We start from the raw sequence: 20,461 nt of genomic DNA on the forward strand, positions 1-20,461 counted from the left end.
GACAATGAAACTTATTTTGCACTATATGAAACGTTATAAACGGTTACTGTTTTTGAATATTGTCGCGGTGTTTGGCTTTGCGCTGGTAGAGCTGGGCATTCCGACGATCATATCCGATATGATTGACCAAGGGGTTATGAGACAAGATGAGACCTATCTGATGCAGATGGGGTTAAAGATTGCGGTAATTTCCGTGATAGGAGTCTGTGGCACGATACTGCTGGGGTATTGCTGCGCGAAGATTTCTACGTCCATGACAAGAGACATCCGGCGGGATGTATTTGCGAAGGTTCAGACTTTCTCACACAGCGAAATGAACCAGATCGGAGTAGCATCCTTGATTACCAGGACGAACAATGATGCTTTTCAGATTATGATGTTTATGAATATCATTCTGAGGACTGCGCTGCTGACTCCCGTGATGATTGCGGTGAGCTTTACTTTGACGATCACGACGTCACTGAAGCTTTCTCTTATTATACTTTCTACAGTTCCGATTATCATTGGCGGGGTTGTTCTAGTAGGAAAAATTTCTCAGCCGATCAGTGAGAGACAGCAGGCGTCTTTGGACAATCTTAACCGGATATTCCGAGAAAATTTGACAGGAATTCGTGTCATTCGCGCATTTAACAATGACCAGCATGAGACCCAGCGCTTTGATGCGGAAAATGTACATTTTATGCGCCAGTCTAAGAGATTGTTTAAACTCATGACGTCTACGGAGCCTGTGTTTTTCTTTTTGATGAATTTGGCGGTGATTGCGATCTATTTCGTGGCGAGTTACATGATTGACTCCAGTTCGTTACAGATTGGAAAGTTGGTTGCTTTCATGGAGTATCTGTTCCATGCGATGTTCTCGGTGATGTTGTTCTGTCTGGTATTTATGATGTATCCGAGAGCCAATGTCTCTGCGAAAAGGATTCTGAAGGTACTGAACACGGAGACCACGATACATAACCAGCCGAAGAATATGGAGCCTGATGAGAAAGGAAGCATTCAGTTTGAACATGTGACTTTTGTCTATCCAGATGGAGAAGAGGCAGTGTTGAAAGACCTCTCTTTTACAGTGAAAGAAGGTCAGACCGTGGCATTTATCGGAAGTACCGGTTCAGGAAAAAGTACGTTGGTTCAGCTGATTCCCAGATTCTATGATGTCAGCGAAGGACGAGTGCTTGTGGACGGAGTGGATGTCAGAGATTGGGATTTGGGCAGACTTCGAGACCGGATTGGTTTTGTGGCTCAGAAGGCGAACCTTTTTAGCGGAACGATAGAAGAGAACATTCGGTTTGGTAAAGAAAGCGCCACGATGGATGAGGTCATCCACGCGGCTAAGGTGGCCCAGGCATATGATTTCATTATGGAAAAACCAAAGCAGTTTCAGGAGAAGATCGTAGAAGGCGCCACAAATGTTTCGGGAGGACAGAAACAGAGGCTGTCTATTGCCAGAGCTCTGGTGAGAAAACCAGAAATTTATATCTATGACGACTCTTTTTCCGCGTTGGATTTTAAAACAGATGCGGCACTGCGAAGGGAGCTGAAAAAGGAAGTAGACCGGCAGATGGTGTTGATTGTGGCGCAAAGAGTTTCGACGATTATGGATGCAGACCAGATTATTGTGCTGGATGAGGGCAGAATCGTGGGCTGTGGAACTCACAAAGAGCTGTTGAAGAGCTGCCGGATTTACCATGAGATAGCAGCTTCTCAGCTCAGCGAGGAGGAATTGGAGTATGAATAGGAAGATTGGGTGGAGACAGTGTATGAGGGAACTTCTGAAGTTTGTCCGCCCTTACAAGGGAAAATTTCTTGTCGGTCTCGGTGCGATTGTGTTGGCGACGGGGTTGTACGCAATTAACCCCACGATAGAGGGAGCAGTGACGACGCAGTTGGCCCATGATGCAGCGGGGATCTTAGAGGGAGTCACTGGGGCCAGGGTGCATTTTGACTTGGTGTTTCGGATTTTGCTGATTCTTGGACTCTGTTATTTGATGCGCGCGCTTTCTCAGTTAGTGTCGGCGTTTTTCCTGACCAATGCAATACAGCAGATTATGCATGACCTGAGAAACGCTCTTCAAAAAAAGATACAGAGACTTCCAGTGAGGTATTTTGACGATCATGCTTTCGGGGATGTGCTCAGCTGTGTCACCAACGATGTGGATACTTTAAGCAATGCCTTGCAGCAGACTTTGGCTAAAGTACTGACGGGTGTTCTTACTTTTGTGCTGGCGGTAATCATGATGTTTCGAATCAACGTGGTCATGACGTTGGTGGCGCTGCTGATTATACCGTTGACCTATCTGATTACTCGAACGTTCGTGAAACGTTCCCAGAAGTTGTTTGATTTGCAGCAGAAGACCGTGGGAGAGCTGAATGGGACCATCACGGAGCTGTACGGAGGCTTCAATGAGATTTTGCTGTATAACAAGCAGGAAGCCGCGGTGGAGAAATTTCAGGATGTGAATGAACGTATGGGAAAGGCCGCATTTCGGGCCCAGTTTGTGTCTTCTCTGATCTCACCGTGTATCTCGTTGGTTACCTATCTGATCATCGGAGCTTCCGCAGTACTAGGATGTATCTTTGTAATTCAGGGCAGTATTCAAGTTGGAAATTTACAGGCGTTTATCCGTTATATCTGGCAGATTAATGACCCTCTCTCCCAGGTATCTCAACTCTCAGCTCAGGTACAGTCAGCGTTTTCGGCCATGGGGCGTATTTTCACCTTGTTGTCCGAGGAGGAAGAAGAGCAGAAGGGAAAAGTAGCTCTGGAGCTGTCCAAGGTCAAAGGGAATGTGACTTTTGATCACGTTCGCTTCGGTTACCAGGATGATAAGATTCTGATGGATGATGTGAGTTTCGAGGTGCGTCAGGGGCAGACAGTCGCTTTGGTGGGACCCACCGGTGCGGGAAAAACTACTTTGATGAATCTGCTTTTGCGATTTTACGATGTCCAGGGAGGTTCCATTCAGATTGATGGTGTAGATGTACGGGATATGGACAGAGAGAAGCTAAGAGAGCTGTTTTCCTTGGTACTTCAGGATACCTGGCTGTTTAGTGGAAGTATCTATGAAAATATCCGTTATGGTAGACTGGGAGCCCGCAAAGATGAAGTGATAGAGGCAGCGAAGATGGCGAACGTTCACCATTTTATCCGAACGTTGAGCCATGGGTATGACTCCATGATTAATGAGGAGGGTAATAACATTTCCCAGGGCGAGAAGCAACTTCTGACGATAGCCAGGGCAATCTTAAAAGATCCGCAGATTCTGATACTGGATGAGGCTACTTCTTCAGTGGACACTCGTTTGGAGAGGCTACTTCAGGAGGCAATGCACAGGGTGATGAAGGGACGGACTTCTTTCGTCATTGCCCATCGTCTGTCTACAATCCGGGATGCGGATTTGATACTAGTGATTGAGAATGGCAATATCGTGGAACAGGGAACACATGAGTCTTTGTTGGAGAAAAAAGGAGTCTATGAACGTCTATACCATTCTCAGTTTTCCGGTCAGAGTGTGGATGAGAGCTGGAATGCAGAATGACTGAAATAGAGCGTTGCCATTTTATGGAAGAGAGTATAAAATTAGAGGGGGAAGAGACTGCCGGTGGATGGGGGAGCGGCCGCTGTCGTCTCTGAATATCAAAGTGTGCAGGAAAAACTGCCGAGGCAAATTTCTGCATCAGAAGGATGTGCTCTCTGAGTGTGAGAACGTTCCGAGAGTACGGTTGTAAAATCGGAGGTAGGAAAGATGCGTTTGGAAAAAGTGCAGGATGCATTGAAGAGAAAAAAGATTGAGTATTCTTATACGGAAGAAGATGGTTGTGGAAGCATTGACTTCATGTTTCGGGGCGTTCGCTATCACGTATGGGAGTATGAGGACAATGGCTGGGGTGTTGAGGCAAACCTGAGAAATGCAGGAAGAAGTGAGGAGATCGAGGGAGATTATGATACAATTCTCTCAGAGGAGATTCTCTCCTGGCCAGATATGATTTCATAAAATACGGCAGCGTAAAAAATGGAGCAGTCACTCAGAATTTGATGAGAGACTGCTCCGCTTTTACGTGATAATCCCAACGGTTCGCTCATTCCGAAGTAGGAAAACCTTCAGAATAGTGCAGTTCTCCGTCTTCGTCCACGAACACTCCGCAGACACCTTCCAGACTGTCTAAAAGAGCAATGCCGTCTTTTAGTCCGAGGGCGAAACAGGCTGTACTCAGTCCATCGCCTTCCACTGAGGTAGAAGAAAGAATAGAGACTGAGGTCAGCCCATTATTATAAGGCATTCCCGTTTTGGGATTTAAAATATGGTGATACAGGGTTCCATTTGACTCAAAATATCTCTCGTAAATTCCGGAAGAGACTACGGAAAGATCATCCACGTCCACGGACAAAAGTACCTCGTTGCGCTGAGCAAAGGGTTTTTGGATACCGACAGAAAAGGGTTTTCCATCGGTATGTCCGCCGATACAAAGCACGTTGCCTCCCAGATTGATGGTCGCACTGGTGACGCCTTGTTCCTCTAAATAGTCTTTGAGACGGTCGGCAATATAACCTTTTGCAATGGCACCCAAGTCTAGTTGCATTTCAGGTTGGAGAAAACGGATTTCCTGCCCGTTAAGCTGTACCTGTCTGTAATCTACTAGGGGCAGTTTTTGTTGAAGCTCTTTTGCGCCGGGAATCTGCGGATTTTCGCTGGTGAAATCCCACAGAGAGCTGACAGGGCCTATCGTGGGGTCAAAGGCACCCTGGGATAGCTCAGCGTACTTTAAGCTTTCCTGGATCAGTTCAGCTAATTCTTTAGAAATATGAGAGACTCCGTCTTTATCTTCTAGTTCACCATGGTTCAGTTTATAAAGTTCACTTTCTGGGGAAGTGCGGCTGAAGATCTGCTCATATTTTTGGCAGAGCTTTTCGCACTCCTGCAAAAGCTGTTGATCTTGGGAATCATAGATGGCAATTGTGATTACCGTATTCAGTTGGAAGGTAGTCAAAGAAATAGGCTGTTTGGAGCCGGAAGTCTGGCATCCGCTCAGACAGAGTAGGACCAGAATGAAAAAGATGCAGACCGCACGGCTAAAAATTATATTTTTTAGTTTCAATATTCTAATCTCCCATGTTGTATACTGTTTTCCTCAAGAGGCCACTTACCGTGGAGGGCATACTTATTGTAAAGCCGACGGTTTATTCCTGTCAACTCTGTTATAACAGGAATATGGATAGTATCAGTTCAGTCATATAGTGTACGGGAAGCATAAAACATACTTGTATGTTTTTGCGAGCGGATATCTGTATAAGCTGAGCGCCTTTCCATGAGTAAAACGGTGGCGTTAGCCACGATAAGCACGCAGTGCGGTTTTACGAATGGCGCTGGCTAAACTGTAATAAAAAAATGCTATTGACATTTCTCTAAATTTGTTTTATAGTACTTATCAAATAAAAGGGAGTAGCTGGCACGAAAGTGTTTGCGATGTCGTCAGTACGATCAGAATTCTGGTCCGTATCGTAAGTAAGTAGCGAGACTTTTATTGCATAGCAGTTATGCAATAGGGTCTTTTTTTATTTTTTTCTTATTATTCCCCAAGTTATAAAAAAATTCCTTTTGCATAACACTATATCAAATGTGAAACGCTCTCGTCCTCGGACAGAGAGCATCAAACAAAAGATGTGATCTCAGCTTTAGGAGTAGCATCACAGTGGGACAGGAGGAAAAATATGAGTATGAAAACTTACTATCAGATGTCAGAGGAAGAGATTCGCCAGGAAGTGAATCAGGGAAGTCAGCCCTTGACTGTTGACCAAGTGAGGAACAGACAGAAAGAGTATGGTCCAAATGAGCTGATCGAGGGGGAAAAGAAAAGTTTGTTGGGGATATTCGCAGAACAATTTCGAGATTTTCTAGTGATTATTCTGATGATATCTGCGGCAGTTTCCTGGATCTTGGGTGAAGGAGAATCGGCACTTGTGATTTTAGTGGTCATCACGATGAACGCGGTACTGGGGACCGTGCAGACTGTGAAAGCGGAACAGTCTTTGAGCAGCTTGAAGAGGCTCTGTTCTCCCAGTGCTAAGGTACTCAGGGATGGCGTGGTCGTGGAGATTCCTAGCCGGGAGGTGACAGTGGGAGACGAGGTGTACTTAGAGGCCGGTGATTATATACCTGCCGATGGAAGAATCCTCGAAAATGCCAGTATGAAGACCGATGAGAGCGCTTTGACTGGGGAAAGCATGGGAGTGGAGAAGACTTCGGAGAGGCTGGAAGGGGAACTGGCCTTGGGAGACCGCAAGAATATGGTGTACTCAGGGAGTTTTGTCACGTATGGCCGAGGAAGCTTCTTGGTCACAGCTGTGGGAATGCAAACAGAAGTGGGAAAGATCGCTGGCCTTTTAAAGACGGCCTCTGAGAAGAAAACGCCATTACAGATGAATTTGGACCAATTTGGAAAAAAATTGTCTGTGATCATTCTGATTCTCTGCGGCGCGTTGTTTGGTTTGCAGATGATTCGAGGAGGAGAGCTGGCAGATGCCTTTCTGTTTGCGGTTGCCTTGGCTGTGGCCGCGATACCGGAAGCTCTGAGCTCCATTGTCACGATTGTGCTTGCCTTTGGAACACAAAAAATGTCCAAAGAAGGAGCTGTCATAAGAAAACTTCAAGCTGTAGAGGGGCTGGGAAGCGTGTCTGTGATTTGTTCAGATAAGACCGGGACACTGACACAGAACAAAATGACAGTGGAACACTACTATGTAGATGGACAGAGTGTGAAAGCAGAAGAGCTTGACGTGGAAAATCCATCTCATGTGCAGCTGCTGAGGATGAGTGTTCTGTGTAATGATGCATCTGTCACAGATGGGCAGGAGATTGGAGACCCGACAGAGACTGCGTTGGTCGCTCTCGGAGAGAAATTGGGAGTTCAGGCTCAGACAATCAGGGAAGAGTATCCTCGTCTGTCAGAGCTGCCCTTTGATAGTGACAGAAAACTGATGTCTACTTTTCACCAGCTTCAGAACGGCTACACGATGGTTACGAAGGGGGCCGTGGATGTGCTGGAGAGAAGAGTCTCCATGATCTGCACAGGGGGAAAGGAACGTCCGATTACAGACGAAGATCTCCAGGAAATCCGCAGAGTCAACGAGGAGTATTCTCAGAATGGTCTTCGAGTGCTAGCAGTGGCTTACCGAAAACTGGAACAGGACAGAGAACTGACTTTGGAAGATGAACAGGGCTTGACATTTTTCGGCTTGATTGCCATGATGGACCCGCCTAGGATTGAGAGTGCGCAGGCTGTGAAGAGGTGTATAGAGGCGGGGATACGCCCTGTAATGATTACAGGAGATCACAAAGTGACAGCATCGGCCATCGCGCGGAGAATCGGTATTCTGAGAGAGGGGGACCAGGCCTGCGAAGGAAGTGAGCTGGATGCCCTAAGCGATGAAGAGCTAAAGGATTTTGTGGAGAAAGTGTCCGTCTATGCGAGGGTATCTCCGGAACACAAAATTCGAATTGTGAGAGCATGGCAGGAAAAAGGTAACATTGTCGCGATGACCGGGGACGGTGTGAATGATGCTCCGGCATTGAAACAGGCGGACGTGGGAGTCGCTATGGGAATTACTGGAAGTGAAGTATCCAAGGATGCAGCTTCTATGGTACTTACGGATGATAATTTTGCTACGATTGTGAAGGCTGTGGAGAATGGCCGTAATGTGTACGCCAACATTAAAAACTCTATTCAGTTTTTGCTCTCAGGAAATTTCGCTGCGATTTTAGTGGTACTATTTTCCTCACTGTTGGGACTTCCAGTACCTTTTGCCCCGGTGCATCTGCTATTTATCAACTTGCTGACAGACAGCCTTCCGGCTATCGCTTTGGGGCTGGAACCTCATACGTCCCAGGTCATGAGAGAAAAACCACGTCCTATGAATGAATCTATACTGACGAGAAGATTTCTCTCTAATATTGGTCTGGATGGCCTGTGCATCGGGGTGATGACGGGAATTGCTTTTTTGATTGGCTTGAGCTATGGAGGAACTCTTACAGCCAGTACAATGGCGTTTGCTACCTTGTGTCTGTCCAGACTGGTTCATGGGTATAACTGTAAGTCCTCTCGTCCTGTGATCTTTCGAAGAGAATTTTTCAATAATCGCTATCTTCAAGGAGCTTTTGCAGTGGGATTTGTGCTTTTGAACCTGGTTCTTTTGGTGCCGGCTCTTCATGGATTGTTTCAGATACAGACGCTTCATCTGTGGCAGCTTTTGATGGTCTATGGCCTGGCTCTGGCGAATCTCCCGGTGATTCAGCTACTTAAAAAGGTCAGGATGAGTTGTAAAAGCAAGTAAAGCGGGCTATAATAGGGGGACAATAAGCAAAAGAAAAAGAGGAGAGAACAATGATATTTGAGAGCCATGCTCATTACGATGATGAAGCGTTTGACGAGGATAGAGAAGAACTGCTGAATTCCATGAGGGAAAATGGAATTGAGTATGTCGTCAATGTATGTGCCGCGGCTGATGGGTTGGAGAAAACCCTCGAGCTGACAGAAAAATATCCGTTTGTCTACGGAGCTGTGGGGGTCCACCCGGATGACGCAGGAAAGATGAATGAAGAGATTCTGCAAAGGATTCAGGAGTACTGTCGGTTGGACAAAGTGGTGGCTGTGGGGGAAATCGGGCTGGACTATTATTGGGATAAAGAAAGCCATGAGATTCAAAAGAAATGGTTCGAAGCTCAGATGGAAGTGGCCAGGTCTGAGAGGCTTCCATTCATCATTCACAGCAGAGAAGCGGCGCAGGATACTTTGACAATGATGAAGGGGCTGCGGGCAGCAGAGATGTCTGGCGGTGTGATACACTGTTTTTCCTATTCAAAAGAGATGGCAAAGGAATATCTTGACATGGGACTTTATATTGGTATCGGTGGGGTGGTGACATTCAAAAACGCGAAGAAATTAAAAGAGGTCGCGGAGTATGCTCCGTTGGAACAAATCTTGTTGGAGACGGACTGTCCTTATTTAGCGCCTGTCCCACATCGGGGAAAACGGAATACTTCACTGAACCTGCCTTATGTCGCGGAGGAGATTGCCAGAATCAAGGGAATCTCCTGTGAAGAGGTGGTGGAAGTGACCTGCCGAAACGCGAAAAAAATGTTCGGAATCAAAGACTGAGATCTTTTAAAGATAAGAGAAAATGCCGTAAAACCTTCAGATTTGAGGATTTTACGGCATTCTTTTACTGTATTAGTCACGGACGGTGGTTGGTAAGCTTGCTTGTCGACGCGCACAGAGCAATCCGCAGCTTATACTTTTTGGAGGTGCCGCCGATAGGCGGCATGAGGGTTTGTGCCATAGATTAATAGCCAGAGTCGTCGTAGCCAGAATCATCATAGCTAGAGTCGTCGTAACCAGAATCATCATAACTAGAGTCGTCGTAACTAGAATCATCGTAGCTGGAATTATCATAGCCGGAGTCGTCATAGCTAGAATCATCGTAGTCGGAGTCATCATAGTCGGAACCATCGGAGCTTGACTCATCAGAACTGGAACTGTCTGTGCCTTCTTCACCGTCGGAATTGCCGTTTGAATCTTGGGAGGTCCCCTGGTAGGAATCATCTACGATATTTCCATCCGGGTCGACCATATTGATATACCCGTCAAAGTGGACTTCCAGCAGTCCTGTGCCGGTGGAGGGCTCTACTTTCTGGGACATGATTTCATCGTACAGCTCATAGAGGGTCTCCACGGTGAACTCGTCGGTGCGGACCTCATGCATACTATGTTCGGCGGCGAGCTCATTGGTGTAATCTTTTAACAGATAAGGAGCGTAGACACCTTGGTCATGATTGTAGTGCATGACCAGAGGTTCCACGGATTTGGAAATTACCTTCACGGAACTTTTTCCATTTTTCACCGTTTTCTCTAGGGTGAACTGGGCCATACCACCTAGTAATCCTGTCATATCTTGCTGTGTCGATGCGAAATTTCCAAGAGAGTAGAAAATCAGCATCTCATTGCCCTGATCGTCGGACAAGGTTCCATAGGGTTGAAGTATATGTGGGTGTCCGCCGATGCAGACGTCAACTCCTTGCTGCATCAGGAAAGTTGCCCACTGTTTTTCGTATTCGCTGGGGGCGGGATCTTCTTCATTTCCCCAATGGGAAACGAAAATTACACAGTCGCTGATTTCTTTTGCCTTCTTAATGTCGGTGGCCACTTGCTCTTTGTCAAAAGTATTGATAATATAGGCATCCTCGCCGGTGGCCAGACAGTTATTGGTACCGTATGTATAATCCAGGAGAGCGATCGTGATATCGTTGACAGTGACAGTTTTGATTTCATCGCGCTCTTCTTCCGTCGCGTTGGTTCCTATGACAGTGACTTCGGGATGATTGGTCTCCCAGTAATTTAACTCGTCTTTGATTAAATCCAAGCCGAAGTCGTCAATGTGGTTTGTCGCAGTCTCAATTACGTCGAAACCAGCTTTTACGACCGCATCGCCCACCTCCTGAGGTGTTGCAAAAGACGGATAGGAGCTGATTTCATCATGATTAGGAGTCAAGACGGTTTCCTGGTCAATGAAGGCCAAATCTGCTTCCTGGATATAGGAAGTCATGTGCTCATAGACATGGTCGTAATTCCATTCACCAGAGTCATTCATACCGGACTCATATAATTTAGTGTGGTACAGGTTATCACCCACGGCGACAATGTTCGCTGTGGTCACTTTGGGAGTGGATGCCTCCTCTTTTGCTTTGGCCTCTGCCGCCTCTTTTTTGGCTGCCGCCCTCTCAGCGGGGCCTGTGATCAGAACGTGATCTGCCTGATGAAAGCAAAAACACAAAATGACCAGTGCTGCGATGGAACAGATGAGGCTGATCTTGGATTTGCTCTTTTCTCTGTCATTTAACGGTATATTGTTTCGACTCATAGTATTTTCCTCATAGTTTCTCTTGATAAATATGTAGATTTTTTATGTGATAGGAAAGATCTTGTCACTTTAATGAGTAAAAGCCCTTTCCTATCACATAAACGCTCCGCTAAGGATGCGAACACCGCAATGGAGAATTTCAACGCGTAGCGGTGTTGCAGCAGCGCGCAAAGCGGAACTGCGCCCCTCAAGACTGAGGGGGAGCTGAAGTAAACTTATCCACTTTATTTTTTATTATATATTATAGCAAATTATATAAAAATAAGAAAGATTTTCTTGTACAGATAATCTTTAAAAATATTTTGAATACCAAAGGAAAAGATGGTATAATATTATCACCTTTATGGGAAAACTATTGAAGATTGCAAAAGCGGCGGAGGTGAGTCCATGGAGCACTATAAGATGTTGAATGATATTTTGGTGAATTTGTTTAATGAAATTTTAGGGATTGAAGAGAAGGCATTGACCTCATCTGAATTCAGAGATATCTCTGTGAATGATATGCATATTTTGGAGGCTGTAGGGACTGAGGAGCCGCGCAGTATGTCTTCTGTGGCCAAGAGTCTATCGGTCACAGTGGGTACACTGACCATTGCAATGAATAATTTGGTGAAAAAAGGATATGTAAATCGGGCACGCAGTGAAGAGGATCGCAGAGTGGTCTTGATTTCTCTGTCAGAAAAAGGAGAGAAAGCCTATTACCATCATCAAAAATTCCACGACGATATGATTCAGGCGATCATGACAGATTTGGATGAGACTCAGATGGATGCTCTGACTCAGGCATTGAATAAACTGCGTGCGTTTTTTCGGAAATATTGACGGCAGTTATTAGGCAGAGCCTGTTTGCCTGAACTGAGCCGTTAGGATTCAGGCAAACAAGGCTTAACGACAGACTTTTGTTTTTAAGCGGTTAAATAAATATCAATTTTTTGAGGAAAGACCCAAATATTTTTGTACGATGGGAAAGGGCGCCGGCCCAATTTCGAGGACATCTCTGTGGAATTCTTTTAGATCAAAGGAATTCCCTTCTTTTTGCTGAACAGCACTTTTCAGATCATAAAATCCCAGATATCCAACATAATAGCGAAGATAATTGGCGGGGGTCTCAATGATGTATTGATAGATTTCCTCGATCACAGCTTCGTCCTGAAAACCGAACATTTTTAAGTACTGACTGACCTGACTTAAAGTCCAACCGTGATAGTGAATTCCAATGTCCAAAAGACAGTAGAGATTTAAGTTTACAGAGCGGTTCAGCCAGAGAAGACGGGTGAGCTCAGGGGCAGCGTCTGCGTAACCGTAGGCGTAGGATTCTATATAGGTGGCCCAGCCTTCGATATAACCGCCGCAGGTGATCAAATTGCGGATAGGGTCAGGGTCCTGGCGACTGAAATATAAGGTCTGATAGAGATGCCCGGGAAAGCCTTCATGGGCTAAAGTGGTAAACAATTCCAGGTTAGAGGTCTGGCTGGCCTGGTTGATGTAGATGGTATTTGGACTTTGGGTGTCAATGGGAGGTGTGAGGTAGAAAGCGGGGCTTAGATAGTCTTCCATAGATTTATGGACATATTTTACTTCATACTTTGGCTCTTCTAATTTGGGAAAGTCCTTCTGGTATAAGGATTCCAGTTCCTCTAAAGTGTCTTTGGGTTTTGATTTGGGGAGATCTTCTGAGAAGACACGGCTGATTAGATCAGGGTGTTCTTCGAGAAGTTCAGACATCTCCTGATAGTCCGCGAAGAGTTGTCGGTAGAGACGTTGCTCTATGACTTCCGGGGAGGCGTAGACTCCCACTTGGCTGCGCAGCAGGTACTGATAGTATTCCTGCCCACCGTCGAGATAGTAGAGACCATTTTCATTTTTTCCAGTTCCACGAAGCTCTTCTAGGCCTTCCATCAGGTTTTCGTAGGCTGGAATCAGAGAATTCTCTATCAGTTTTTGATGTGTGGCGATGCATTGCTTCTTTTCTTTTTTGGACAGTCCAGAAAAATCATTGAGTTTATCCTGGAAAATTTCTTGAAGATAGTTGTCAGAGGGGTTTTTGATGAATGCCTGACACTGTTCTAAAATTCGGTCAAGAGTAGTGTCGCTCATGAAATATCCTGCCTGGGATTTTTCGCGCTCGAAGTCCAAGATACTTTTGAAGTAATCACCTACACAGGTTAAAAGCTTTAAGTAATCTGTAATGTCTTGCTTGTCGTAAAAAGCGTATTCGGCCAAAAGTATTGGAAGCTGTGCCTGGGTGCCAAGGCTAGGACTCAAGATCTCTTCTAATAAGTACTGGTCACCTAGGGAACGTTCCGTGTGAAAGTACAGCAAAAGCAGATCTAAAGTCAGCTGATTGTCTTTGGAGAGATCTTCGTAGGAGAAATCCTGGAGAGACTGTTCGTAGTTTTCTAGCTGGGAGTAAGTGGAAGAAGGGTCTGTGGGGATAGTACCCAGAGTGACTTGCTCGGAAGCGACTTTATAATCTTCAGGATGGGCTAAAGTATAGTGGAGGTTTAAGGTGCTGCCATTGACTTCGCTTTGAAACAGCTGTCGAGTAAACTTTTGAAATTTTGCGTCTTCGGAAAATACGTGAGAGGTAAGATATCCAAGACCAAGCCCCAGGCAGAGTGCGAGACAAAGACCAAGACTGATGAACAGGGGCCGACGGGATTTTATGGAAAACATAGAAGCTCCTTTGAGATTTCGATCATCTTTATATTTTATTGGAATGAAGAATCGGGTATGCTATAATTGTTGACAAATATGGATTTCGGCTTTTGAGAAAGGAGACCAATATGGATGAAAAGATCTATGATTTGATTATTGTAGGGGCAGGGCCGGCAGGACTGACAGCTGCGATCTATGCTCTGCGAGCAGGGCTTCATACTTTGCTGCTGGAAAAAAATTTTGTGAGCGGAGGACAGACAGCTAGCACCTATGAGGTAGATAATTACCCGGGACTTCCGGGGATTTCCGGAGCGGAGTTTGGCCAGAAAATCCGCAGTCACGCGGACCAGCTGGGACTGGTATCTGAGAGAGTGAACGTAAAGGAAATCCATGTGGAGGAAGACGGTACAAAAGTAATAAGAACCAGAAAGAAAGACTTTCAGGCGAGGACGGTACTCTTAGCCGTGGGAGCGCGTCACCGTCTGCTGGGGGCAAAGGGAGAAGAGAGACTGTCAGGGATGGGCATATCCTACTGTGCTACTTGTGATGGCGCTTTTTACAAGGACCAGACTGTGGCCGTGGTGGGCGGCGGAAATGTGGCTGTGGAGGACGCGATCTTTCTCGCCAAAATCTGCAAGATGGTCTATGTAGTACATCGCAGAGATCAGTTAAGAGCAGATGACATTCTGCAAAAGAGGCTGTTTCAATTTCCCAATGTAGTTTTCTGTTGGAATCAAGTCTGTGAAGAAATCCAGGGAGAAGAACAGGTCGAGGCGATTCTGCTGAAAAATGTGAAGGACGGCAGCAGCCAGAGAGTGAAGGTTGACGGTGTTTTTGTGGCGGTGGGGATTCATCCCAACAGCGAACCATATCAAGGGCTTGTGAATATGGATGAAGGCGGCTATATTGTGGCAGGTGAAGACGGAAAGACGAATATGCCGGGAATCTTTGCGGCCGGGGATGTCCGAACAAAGAAGCTGCGCCAGATTATCACCGCTGCGTCAGATGGAGCCAATGCAGTGTCATCAGTACAGGACTATTTAAGCCGCCTGTAGATTTTGCAGGTAGTCTCGTCTTCTGGGGATATTTGGGGAATGAAGCAAAGAAAGGGCAGATTATCGCTAATTTTCCCGTGCGGAAACAAGGCAGAACAGAGAGGAATCATCTTGTGGAAGAAAAGCAGTCCTGAGATCATTTCGGTGGAAAATATGATTCTGTGGAAGAGGTTTATGTCGAAAGTTCATTTTTAGAGTAGAAGTAATTATTTTTCTGGATATAAATAGGGATATTTGTCGTAGAAAAACGATAATTGGTGAAAATACACAAAAATGTCATATGGAAAAACCTGGATAAAAAGTAATACACACATTCTTATCCACATTCCGATGAGTTAAAAACCTTGTAAATCCGAGTTATACACCAAGTTATCCACATTATCCACAGGATTTTAAAAAAATTATCCAGATTTACATAAATTGGATTTAAACAAATGTTTTGGTCAGATGTGATAAATCGGTGAAAAATAGAAGAAAATGTCGAAATTCCCTTGACTTTTTTGGAATCAAAAAAGAACAAATATACTTTAACAGAAGACGAAATTATTATTTGTAAATTTGGAATTGTCATATAATACTGAAAAAGTAGAAGAGCTCGTTTTGATTTTCTTTTATTATCAGTTATATGATTGATACTAATCAGAAATTACAAAACGTTTTATATATTTATATGGAAAAGGAGAAAAATATGCGTTTGAGAAACATACCTGGTGCTAAGGAGGCAGTGATGGAAAGTGCCTTCGTAGTGCAAAGGCCGCAGGAGAAAAAAGGAGGCTGGGCACAGGTTTATCCACAGACTGGGCCGATACATATCGAGGTTGGCATGGGAAAAGGACAATTTTTGATGGAACTGGCACGACGTAATCCCCAGGTTAATTATTTAGGAATTGAGATGTATGACAGCGTACTGCTCAGAGCACTGCAAAGAATGGCGGAGATTGATGAATTACCGAATCTATTGTTTATGAGGGAAGATGCCAGGTTGCTGCCGGAGATCTTTCGGAAAGGAGAGGTGGAAAAGATATATCTGAATTTTTCCGACCCGTGGCCAAAGGCACGTCATGCGAAACGGCGCCTCACGTCTCGGGAATTTCTGAACAGATATGAGCGAATTTTAGTTCCGGAGGGAGTAGTGGAGTTTAAGACAGACAACAGGGGACTGTTTGAATTTTCTCTGGAAGAGATTCGAGAGGCAGGGTGGAGACTGCTGGCTTGCACTTACGATTTACATAACGATGCTAAGATGTGTGAAGGCAACGTGATGACGGAGTACGAGGAGAAATTTTCCAGTTTGGGTAATCCCATATATAAATTAGTGACTGCTAGGTAGAGAGGACATGATTCACCTGTGGTCAGCTGTAGCATAGATTATAGTAAATATATGTGAGACGGTGATAGAATGGCATCTCTGAAGAAATTAAAGCAGACAACTGCCCAGTGGGGTTATCTTCACAGAAGCGCCAATGGGCAGCTGCTGCGGTTGAAAAAGTCGGCAGAAGAGATGGATAAAAAATTAGGAGATATGCGCAGAAAGAAAAAGTAGGAAAAATGACGGACTTAGAACAGAAAAATGGAAATTTCAAAAAAATGAAAAAAATGTAAAATTTCCTCTTGCATTTTTCGAATGGTTCAGCTATAATAGGCAGTGCGTTAGAGATAATGCGACATACAATTTCATAAGATGCGCCTTTAGCTCAGTTGGTAGAGCACCTGACTCTTAATCAGGGTGTCCAGGGTTCGAGCCCCTGAAGGCGCATTGGAAAGCACTGTTTTTGCGGATAAGTTGGAGCCGTGGGGATGGTGTTTTTTTGTGTTATGAGAAGTACATTGTCACACTAATGTGTGAAAGTCCTTTCCTATAACACAAGTACGCTGTGAACGTGGATTTCTCCGGTGATTTTGTCGCGAGAAAGTGCAGGCACGTGGAAAGGGAGAGCAGGATGGTGGAAAATACATTACAGAAGGGACGTTATCCTTTGCCGGACGTGATTCGGGGCACGGTCTTGGTCAATGCGGTAGTCTATCATATGATCTGGGATTTGGTGTATATTTTGGGCGTAGACTGGAAATGGTATTCGACGAGAGGCGCCTATTGGTGGCAACAGGCCATTTGCTGGACGTTTATACTGCTCTCGGGGTTTTGCTGGTCGATGGGAGAGAGAAGACTCAAAAGGGGGTTGACTGTGTTCGGCTCCGGTCTTTTGGTTACAGCGGTGACTTTGGTATTTATGCCTCAGAGTAAGGTGATCTTTGGGGTTCTGACATTGATAGGTTCAGCAATGCTTCTTTGGATTCCCCTGGAAAAATTATTGCGTTACATTGCTCCGATACCTGGGTTGGCAGGAAGTATCCTGCTGTTTGGGATAACTCGAAATGTGGGAGATGGATTTTTAGGATTTGAACGGTGGAATCTGCTTGCGCTGCCGCAGACGTGGTACCGGAATCTATTTACCACCTACCTTGGGCTACCGGAGAAGAATTTTTACTCCACAGATTATTTCGGACTGTTTCCATGGCTGTTTTTGTTTGGCGTAGGATACTTTCTCTACCGGCTTTTAAAGGAGAGGAAGTGGCTGGTAGTGCTGGCAGGTCCGCGGATACGGCCCTTAGAATTTGTAGGAAGGCATTCTTTGGAGATCTATCTGATTCATCAACCGGTAATTTATGGATTTTTAGTGTTGTTCTCTTATTCTTGAAAGTGGTATACTTTAAAAAAATATGATTTCAGAAAAAACGAAAGAGGAGGGGACTATGAAAAATATTCTTATTAAATGGAATGAGATCAGCTTGGTGAAGAGAATCATAGGGGGATTGATCGTAGGAATTCTGTTGGGGCTTGTGGTGCCTCAGTTTACAGTCATCTCTCTGTTGGGAGATTTATTTGTAGGGGCGTTGAAAGCGGTGGCTCCTCTGTTGGTGTTGTTTCTGGTTATGGGGGCTCTGGCGCGGCATAAAGAAGGAAAGCAGACCAACATGAAGCTGGTTGTGATTCTCTATATTTGCGGCACGTTTCTGGCGGGTTGTGTGGCTGTAGCCGCCAGTTTTTTATTTCCTATTACGTTGACACTGAGCAAAGGCGTGGAGGATATGGCTGCTCCAGGAGGAGTCGGAGAAGTCCTCAAAACGCTGTTGATGAATCTGGTATCCAATCCGGTAGATGCCTTAGTGAATGCCAATTATATTGGAATTCTGGCCTGGGCGGTTTTGCTGGGATTGGCCCTGAAGAAATCCTCAGCCGGCACAAAGAAGGCGATTGAAAATATCTCTGACGCTCTGTCTCAAATTGTCAAGTGGGTAATCAGCTGTGCACCTTTTGGAGTTATGGGCTTGGTGTTCACTACAATTTCTCAGCAGGGGCTGGAAGCTCTGCTCAGCTATGGGCGTCTGATTCTACTTTTGGTGGGAAGTATGGCCTTTGTGGCTTTTGTGGTAAATCCGATTATTGTCTATTTGGGAATTCGCAAAAATCCATTTCCACTAGTACTGAGGTGCCTGAAGGAGAGCGGAATTACAGCTTTCTTTATGAGAAGCTCAGCGGCTAATATTCCGGTAAATATGAAATTATGTGAGGATTTGGGATTGGATGAGGACACCTATTCTGTGTCGATTCCGCTGGGAGCCACTATCAACATGGGAGGTGCTTCTGTTACGATCTCTGTGTTGGCTTTGGCGGCTGCGAATACAATGGGGATTCAGGTGGACTTTGGAACAGCACTGATTCTGTGCGTGTTATCTGCGGTCAGTGCTTGCGGAGCATCTGGGGTGGCAGGAGGCTCTCTTTTACTGGTACCACTGGCATGTAGTCTGTTTGGAATATCAAATGATGTAGCGATGCAGGTAGTGGGAGTGGGCTTTATCGTAGGAGTCATTCAGGATTCCTGTGAGACGGCGCTGAATTCATCCACAGATGTTCTTTATACGGCAGTCGCGGAATTGTCTAGAAGGAGGAAACAAAACACATGAAAACGATCGGAATGGTGGGAGGATTGAGTTGGGAATCTTCCATAGAATATTACAAAATTGTCAATGAGGAGTCAAACAAAGCGTTAGGTGAGGATAATACGGTTCAGAGTATCATGTACACGGTGAACCTTCATGAGATGATTGGACACATGGAGAGAGGGGAACATGAGATTTTGTGCAGGAAATTGACAGAAGTGTGTCAATCCTTAGAGCGAGCTGGGGCAGACTGTGTGCTTTTGTGCACCAATACGATGCACGCATTCGCAGAGCAGATTCAGGAGTGTTTATCGGTGCCACTTCTCCACATCGCCGACGCGGTAGGGGAGGAGATACAGGAGAAAGGATTGGATACCATAGGATTGATGGGAACTCCTTTTACCATGGAGATGCCCTTTTACAAGAACCGACTGGAAGAAAAATTTGGAATTCATGTCGTTACTCCAAAAGAGAGCGAGTATGCAAAGATTTACAGAGTGATCACCGATGAGCTGACTTTTGGAGTATTGCGGCAGGAATCCAGGGAATATTACCAGTCGGTGATTCAGGAGTTGGAGACGTCTGGTGCTCAGGGTGTGATCTTAGGGTGTACAGAGATTCCGCTTCTGATTAAGCAAAAGGATGCGAAGATACCAGTCATCGATTCCACCACGGCCCACGCGAAGGCAGCCGTGCAGTTTGCGCTTCAAGACTGAGAATGAGAGGATATATTATGAATCAAAAAGAGAGAATGTTGGCGGGCCTTCCCTATAAGGCTTGGTTAGATGGACTCAGTGAGGAACGGTTGGAGACGAGAAAGAAAATCTTTAAGTACAATGGTCTGACGCCGGAACAGTCTGAAGAGCAGGACCGCTTGATCAGAGAGATTCTGGGAAAATGCGGGGAAAGCGTTTACATAGAACAGCCATTTCGGTGCGACTATGGAAGTAATATTGAGGTGGGAGAGAACTTTTACGCGAACTATAATCTGACAGTTTTAGACGTGGCGAGAGTTCGGATTGGGAAAAATGTGATGTTTGGTCCTAATGTTTCTATTTATACTGCGGGGCATCCGATACACCCGGATTCTAGAAATTCTGGATATGAGTATGGAAAGGAAGTCACGATTGGAGATAATGTGTGGCTTGGAGGAAACGTGGTGGTCAATCCAAATGTGCATATCGGGGACAACGTGGTTGTTGGAACTGGCAGCGTGGTGACCAGGGACTTGCCGGACAATGTGATTGCCGTGGGGAATCCTTGTAGAGTTTTGAGGGAAATCACAGAGGAGGACAGAAAGTTTTATTTTCGAGATCAGGAATTTGACGTGGATGATTACAATGATGGAGTTCAGGATATCAGCAACCTGAAAGGGTAAAAGAGAAAGGAAGATGAGATGGCAGATCAGGATGGTTTACTGTTAAGGGCTCTCCAGTATGAGGAAGGACATCCCCGCAGAAGTGGGCATATTTTGAAGGTTCTGGCCTTGGCAGGGATGATTGGACGGGAGGAAGGACTGTCTGAGGAAGAACAGATGATTCTGGAAGCGGCTGCGATACTCCATGACATTGGCATAAAGCACTGTAAGGAAAAGTATGGAATTGCCAGCCAGGAGCTTCAGAAAAAGGAGGCTCCTGCCATAGCCAAAGAATTTTTGAACGATTGCGGTTATCCGGCCTCGTGGGTGGAGAAGATCACGCGGTTCATTCAGGTGCACCATGACTATGACCATATTGATGGCATGGAATGTCAGATTCTGGTGGAGGCAGATCTATGGGTAAGTGCTTTGGAAGAGGAATGGACTCAGGAGAAGATACAGGAAAGAGCAAAGCTCTTTCGCACGGAGACCGGAAAAGTATTATTTTTTAACCTGATAAAATAAGATTTCAGGTTGTGTTTG

The 20,461-nt window shown here is 45.4% G+C and carries 17 protein-coding genes and 1 tRNA gene; 15 read left to right on the forward strand and 3 right to left on the reverse strand.

From position 1 onward, the window contains the following. The first annotated feature begins 4 nt into the window (after window positions 1–4). The 3 genes from BLHYD_RS01195 (at window position 5) to BLHYD_RS01205 (ending at window position 3,992) form a co-directional block, all read left to right on the forward strand. Window positions 5–1,735 carry an ABC transporter ATP-binding protein gene (locus BLHYD_RS01195; protein ID WP_005947962.1) on the forward strand — a complete coding sequence of 577 codons (1,731 nt, stop codon included), beginning with the start codon at window positions 5–7 and terminating at the stop codon, window positions 1,733–1,735. Next, window positions 1,728–3,536 (forward strand): ABC transporter ATP-binding protein, encoded by a 1,809-nt coding sequence (locus BLHYD_RS01200; RefSeq protein WP_005947964.1) that lies wholly within the window; start codon window positions 1,728–1,730, stop codon window positions 3,534–3,536. Before BLHYD_RS01195 ends, BLHYD_RS01200 begins: the two co-directional genes overlap by 8 nt. Before the next feature lie 207 nt (window positions 3,537–3,743). After that, complete coding sequence (locus tag BLHYD_RS01205; RefSeq protein ID WP_005947968.1) at window positions 3,744–3,992, forward strand: hypothetical protein; 249 nt, start codon at window positions 3,744–3,746, stop codon at window positions 3,990–3,992. 85 nt (window positions 3,993–4,077) lie between these two features. Here the strand turns inward: BLHYD_RS01205 and BLHYD_RS01210 are convergent, their stop codons facing one another. After that, window positions 4,078–5,094, reverse strand: a complete 1,017-nt coding sequence (locus tag BLHYD_RS01210; RefSeq protein ID WP_005947970.1) for an FAD:protein FMN transferase — start codon at window positions 5,092–5,094, stop codon at window positions 4,078–4,080. Window positions 5,095–5,713: 619 nt separating this feature from the next. Between BLHYD_RS01210 and BLHYD_RS01215 the strand changes: the two genes are divergently transcribed. Both BLHYD_RS01215 and BLHYD_RS01220 read left to right on the forward strand, forming a co-directional pair. Beyond that, window positions 5,714–8,326, forward strand: coding sequence for a cation-translocating P-type ATPase (locus tag BLHYD_RS01215; RefSeq protein ID WP_055164484.1), 2,613 nt, complete (start codon window positions 5,714–5,716; stop codon window positions 8,324–8,326). Window positions 8,327–8,376: 50 nt separating this feature from the next. Continuing rightward, entirely contained in the window at window positions 8,377–9,150 is a 774-nt protein-coding gene (locus tag BLHYD_RS01220) for a TatD family hydrolase (RefSeq protein ID WP_005947976.1), read from the forward strand. Between the two features lie 184 nt (window positions 9,151–9,334). Here BLHYD_RS01220 and BLHYD_RS01225 read toward each other — a convergent pair whose 3' ends face one another. Next, window positions 9,335–10,909 (reverse strand): CapA family protein, encoded by a 1,575-nt coding sequence (locus tag BLHYD_RS01225; protein ID WP_005947978.1) that lies wholly within the window; start codon window positions 10,907–10,909, stop codon window positions 9,335–9,337. Window positions 10,910–11,296: 387 nt separating this feature from the next. On the opposite strand from BLHYD_RS01225, the gene BLHYD_RS01230 reads away from it, so the two are divergent. Beyond that, a complete protein-coding gene (locus BLHYD_RS01230) occupies window positions 11,297–11,731 on the forward strand; it encodes a MarR family winged helix-turn-helix transcriptional regulator (protein WP_021845265.1) in 435 nt (144 codons plus the stop codon). A 102-nt stretch (window positions 11,732–11,833) separates the two neighbouring features. Here the strand turns inward: BLHYD_RS01230 and BLHYD_RS01235 are convergent, their stop codons facing one another. Then, window positions 11,834–13,585 (reverse strand): DUF885 domain-containing protein, encoded by a 1,752-nt coding sequence (locus BLHYD_RS01235; protein ID WP_005946612.1) that lies wholly within the window; start codon window positions 13,583–13,585, stop codon window positions 11,834–11,836. A gap of 110 nt (window positions 13,586–13,695) precedes the next feature. Between BLHYD_RS01235 and trxB the strand changes: the two genes are divergently transcribed. The 9 genes from trxB to BLHYD_RS01280 all read left to right on the forward strand — a co-directional run bounded on the left by trxB (window position 13,696) and on the right by BLHYD_RS01280 (window position 20,443). Then, on the forward strand, window positions 13,696–14,622 hold the full coding sequence (trxB, locus tag BLHYD_RS01240; protein ID WP_005946614.1) for a thioredoxin-disulfide reductase: 927 nt from the start codon (window positions 13,696–13,698) through the stop codon (window positions 14,620–14,622). A 688-nt stretch (window positions 14,623–15,310) separates the two neighbouring features. After that, window positions 15,311–15,952, forward strand: a complete 642-nt coding sequence (gene trmB / locus BLHYD_RS01245; protein ID WP_040350482.1) for a tRNA (guanosine(46)-N7)-methyltransferase TrmB — start codon at window positions 15,311–15,313, stop codon at window positions 15,950–15,952. 69 nt (window positions 15,953–16,021) lie between these two features. Next, window positions 16,022–16,165: a hypothetical protein gene (locus tag BLHYD_RS01250; RefSeq protein WP_005946620.1), complete on the forward strand. Its 144-nt coding sequence runs from the start codon at window positions 16,022–16,024 to the stop codon at window positions 16,163–16,165. A gap of 140 nt (window positions 16,166–16,305) precedes the next feature. Next, window positions 16,306–16,378, forward strand: a tRNA-Lys gene (locus BLHYD_RS01255). A 184-nt stretch (window positions 16,379–16,562) separates the two neighbouring features. Then, a complete protein-coding gene (locus BLHYD_RS01260; protein ID WP_021845261.1) occupies window positions 16,563–17,318 on the forward strand; it encodes a heparan-alpha-glucosaminide N-acetyltransferase in 756 nt (251 codons plus the stop codon). Between the two features lie 55 nt (window positions 17,319–17,373). Continuing rightward, the gene (sstT, locus tag BLHYD_RS01265; protein ID WP_040350418.1) at window positions 17,374–18,585 is read left to right on the forward strand and encodes a serine/threonine transporter SstT; all 1,212 of its coding nucleotides are present in this window, start codon (window positions 17,374–17,376) and stop codon (window positions 18,583–18,585) included. Continuing rightward, entirely contained in the window at window positions 18,582–19,277 is a 696-nt protein-coding gene (locus BLHYD_RS01270; protein WP_021845259.1) for an aspartate/glutamate racemase family protein, read from the forward strand. The genes sstT and BLHYD_RS01270 overlap by 4 nt, the downstream gene beginning before the upstream one ends. A gap of 17 nt (window positions 19,278–19,294) precedes the next feature. After that, complete coding sequence (locus BLHYD_RS01275; protein WP_021845258.1) at window positions 19,295–19,939, forward strand: sugar O-acetyltransferase; 645 nt, start codon at window positions 19,295–19,297, stop codon at window positions 19,937–19,939. 18 nt (window positions 19,940–19,957) lie between these two features. Next, a complete protein-coding gene (locus BLHYD_RS01280; RefSeq protein ID WP_021845257.1) occupies window positions 19,958–20,443 on the forward strand; it encodes an HD domain-containing protein in 486 nt (161 codons plus the stop codon). Window positions 20,444–20,461 lie beyond the last annotated feature (18 nt).

The sequence above is a fragment of the Blautia hydrogenotrophica DSM 10507 genome, assembly GCF_034356035.1.
Taxonomy (GTDB): Bacteria; Bacillota; Clostridia; order Lachnospirales; family Lachnospiraceae; genus Blautia_A; species Blautia_A hydrogenotrophica.

Bases quoted from the DNA above. Each gene is read 5' to 3' on its own strand.
- BLHYD_RS01195 (WP_005947962.1), top strand. From the start codon at position 5: ATGAAACTTATTTTGCACTATATGAAACGTTATAAACGGTTACTGTTT.
- BLHYD_RS01200 (WP_005947964.1), top strand. From the start codon at position 1,728: ATGAATAGGAAGATTGGGTGGAGACAGTGTATGAGGGAACTTCTGAAG.
- BLHYD_RS01205 (WP_005947968.1), top strand. From the start codon at position 3,744: ATGCGTTTGGAAAAAGTGCAGGATGCATTGAAGAGAAAAAAGATTGAG.
- BLHYD_RS01215 (WP_055164484.1), top strand. From the start codon at position 5,714: ATGAAAACTTACTATCAGATGTCAGAGGAAGAGATTCGCCAGGAAGTG.
- BLHYD_RS01220 (WP_005947976.1), top strand. From the start codon at position 8,377: ATGATATTTGAGAGCCATGCTCATTACGATGATGAAGCGTTTGACGAG.
- BLHYD_RS01225 (WP_005947978.1), bottom strand. From the start codon at position 10,909: ATGAGTCGAAACAATATACCGTTAAATGACAGAGAAAAGAGCAAATCC.
- BLHYD_RS01230 (WP_021845265.1), top strand. From the start codon at position 11,297: ATGGAGCACTATAAGATGTTGAATGATATTTTGGTGAATTTGTTTAAT.
- BLHYD_RS01235 (WP_005946612.1), bottom strand. From the start codon at position 13,585: ATGTTTTCCATAAAATCCCGTCGGCCCCTGTTCATCAGTCTTGGTCTT.
- trxB (WP_005946614.1), top strand. From the start codon at position 13,696: ATGGATGAAAAGATCTATGATTTGATTATTGTAGGGGCAGGGCCGGCA.
- trmB (WP_040350482.1), top strand. From the start codon at position 15,311: ATGCGTTTGAGAAACATACCTGGTGCTAAGGAGGCAGTGATGGAAAGT.
- BLHYD_RS01250 (WP_005946620.1), top strand. From the start codon at position 16,022: ATGGCATCTCTGAAGAAATTAAAGCAGACAACTGCCCAGTGGGGTTAT.
- BLHYD_RS01260 (WP_021845261.1), top strand. From the start codon at position 16,563: ATGGTGGAAAATACATTACAGAAGGGACGTTATCCTTTGCCGGACGTG.
- sstT (WP_040350418.1), top strand. From the start codon at position 17,374: ATGAAAAATATTCTTATTAAATGGAATGAGATCAGCTTGGTGAAGAGA.
- BLHYD_RS01270 (WP_021845259.1), top strand. From the start codon at position 18,582: ATGAAAACGATCGGAATGGTGGGAGGATTGAGTTGGGAATCTTCCATA.
- BLHYD_RS01275 (WP_021845258.1), top strand. From the start codon at position 19,295: ATGAATCAAAAAGAGAGAATGTTGGCGGGCCTTCCCTATAAGGCTTGG.
- BLHYD_RS01280 (WP_021845257.1), top strand. From the start codon at position 19,958: ATGGCAGATCAGGATGGTTTACTGTTAAGGGCTCTCCAGTATGAGGAA.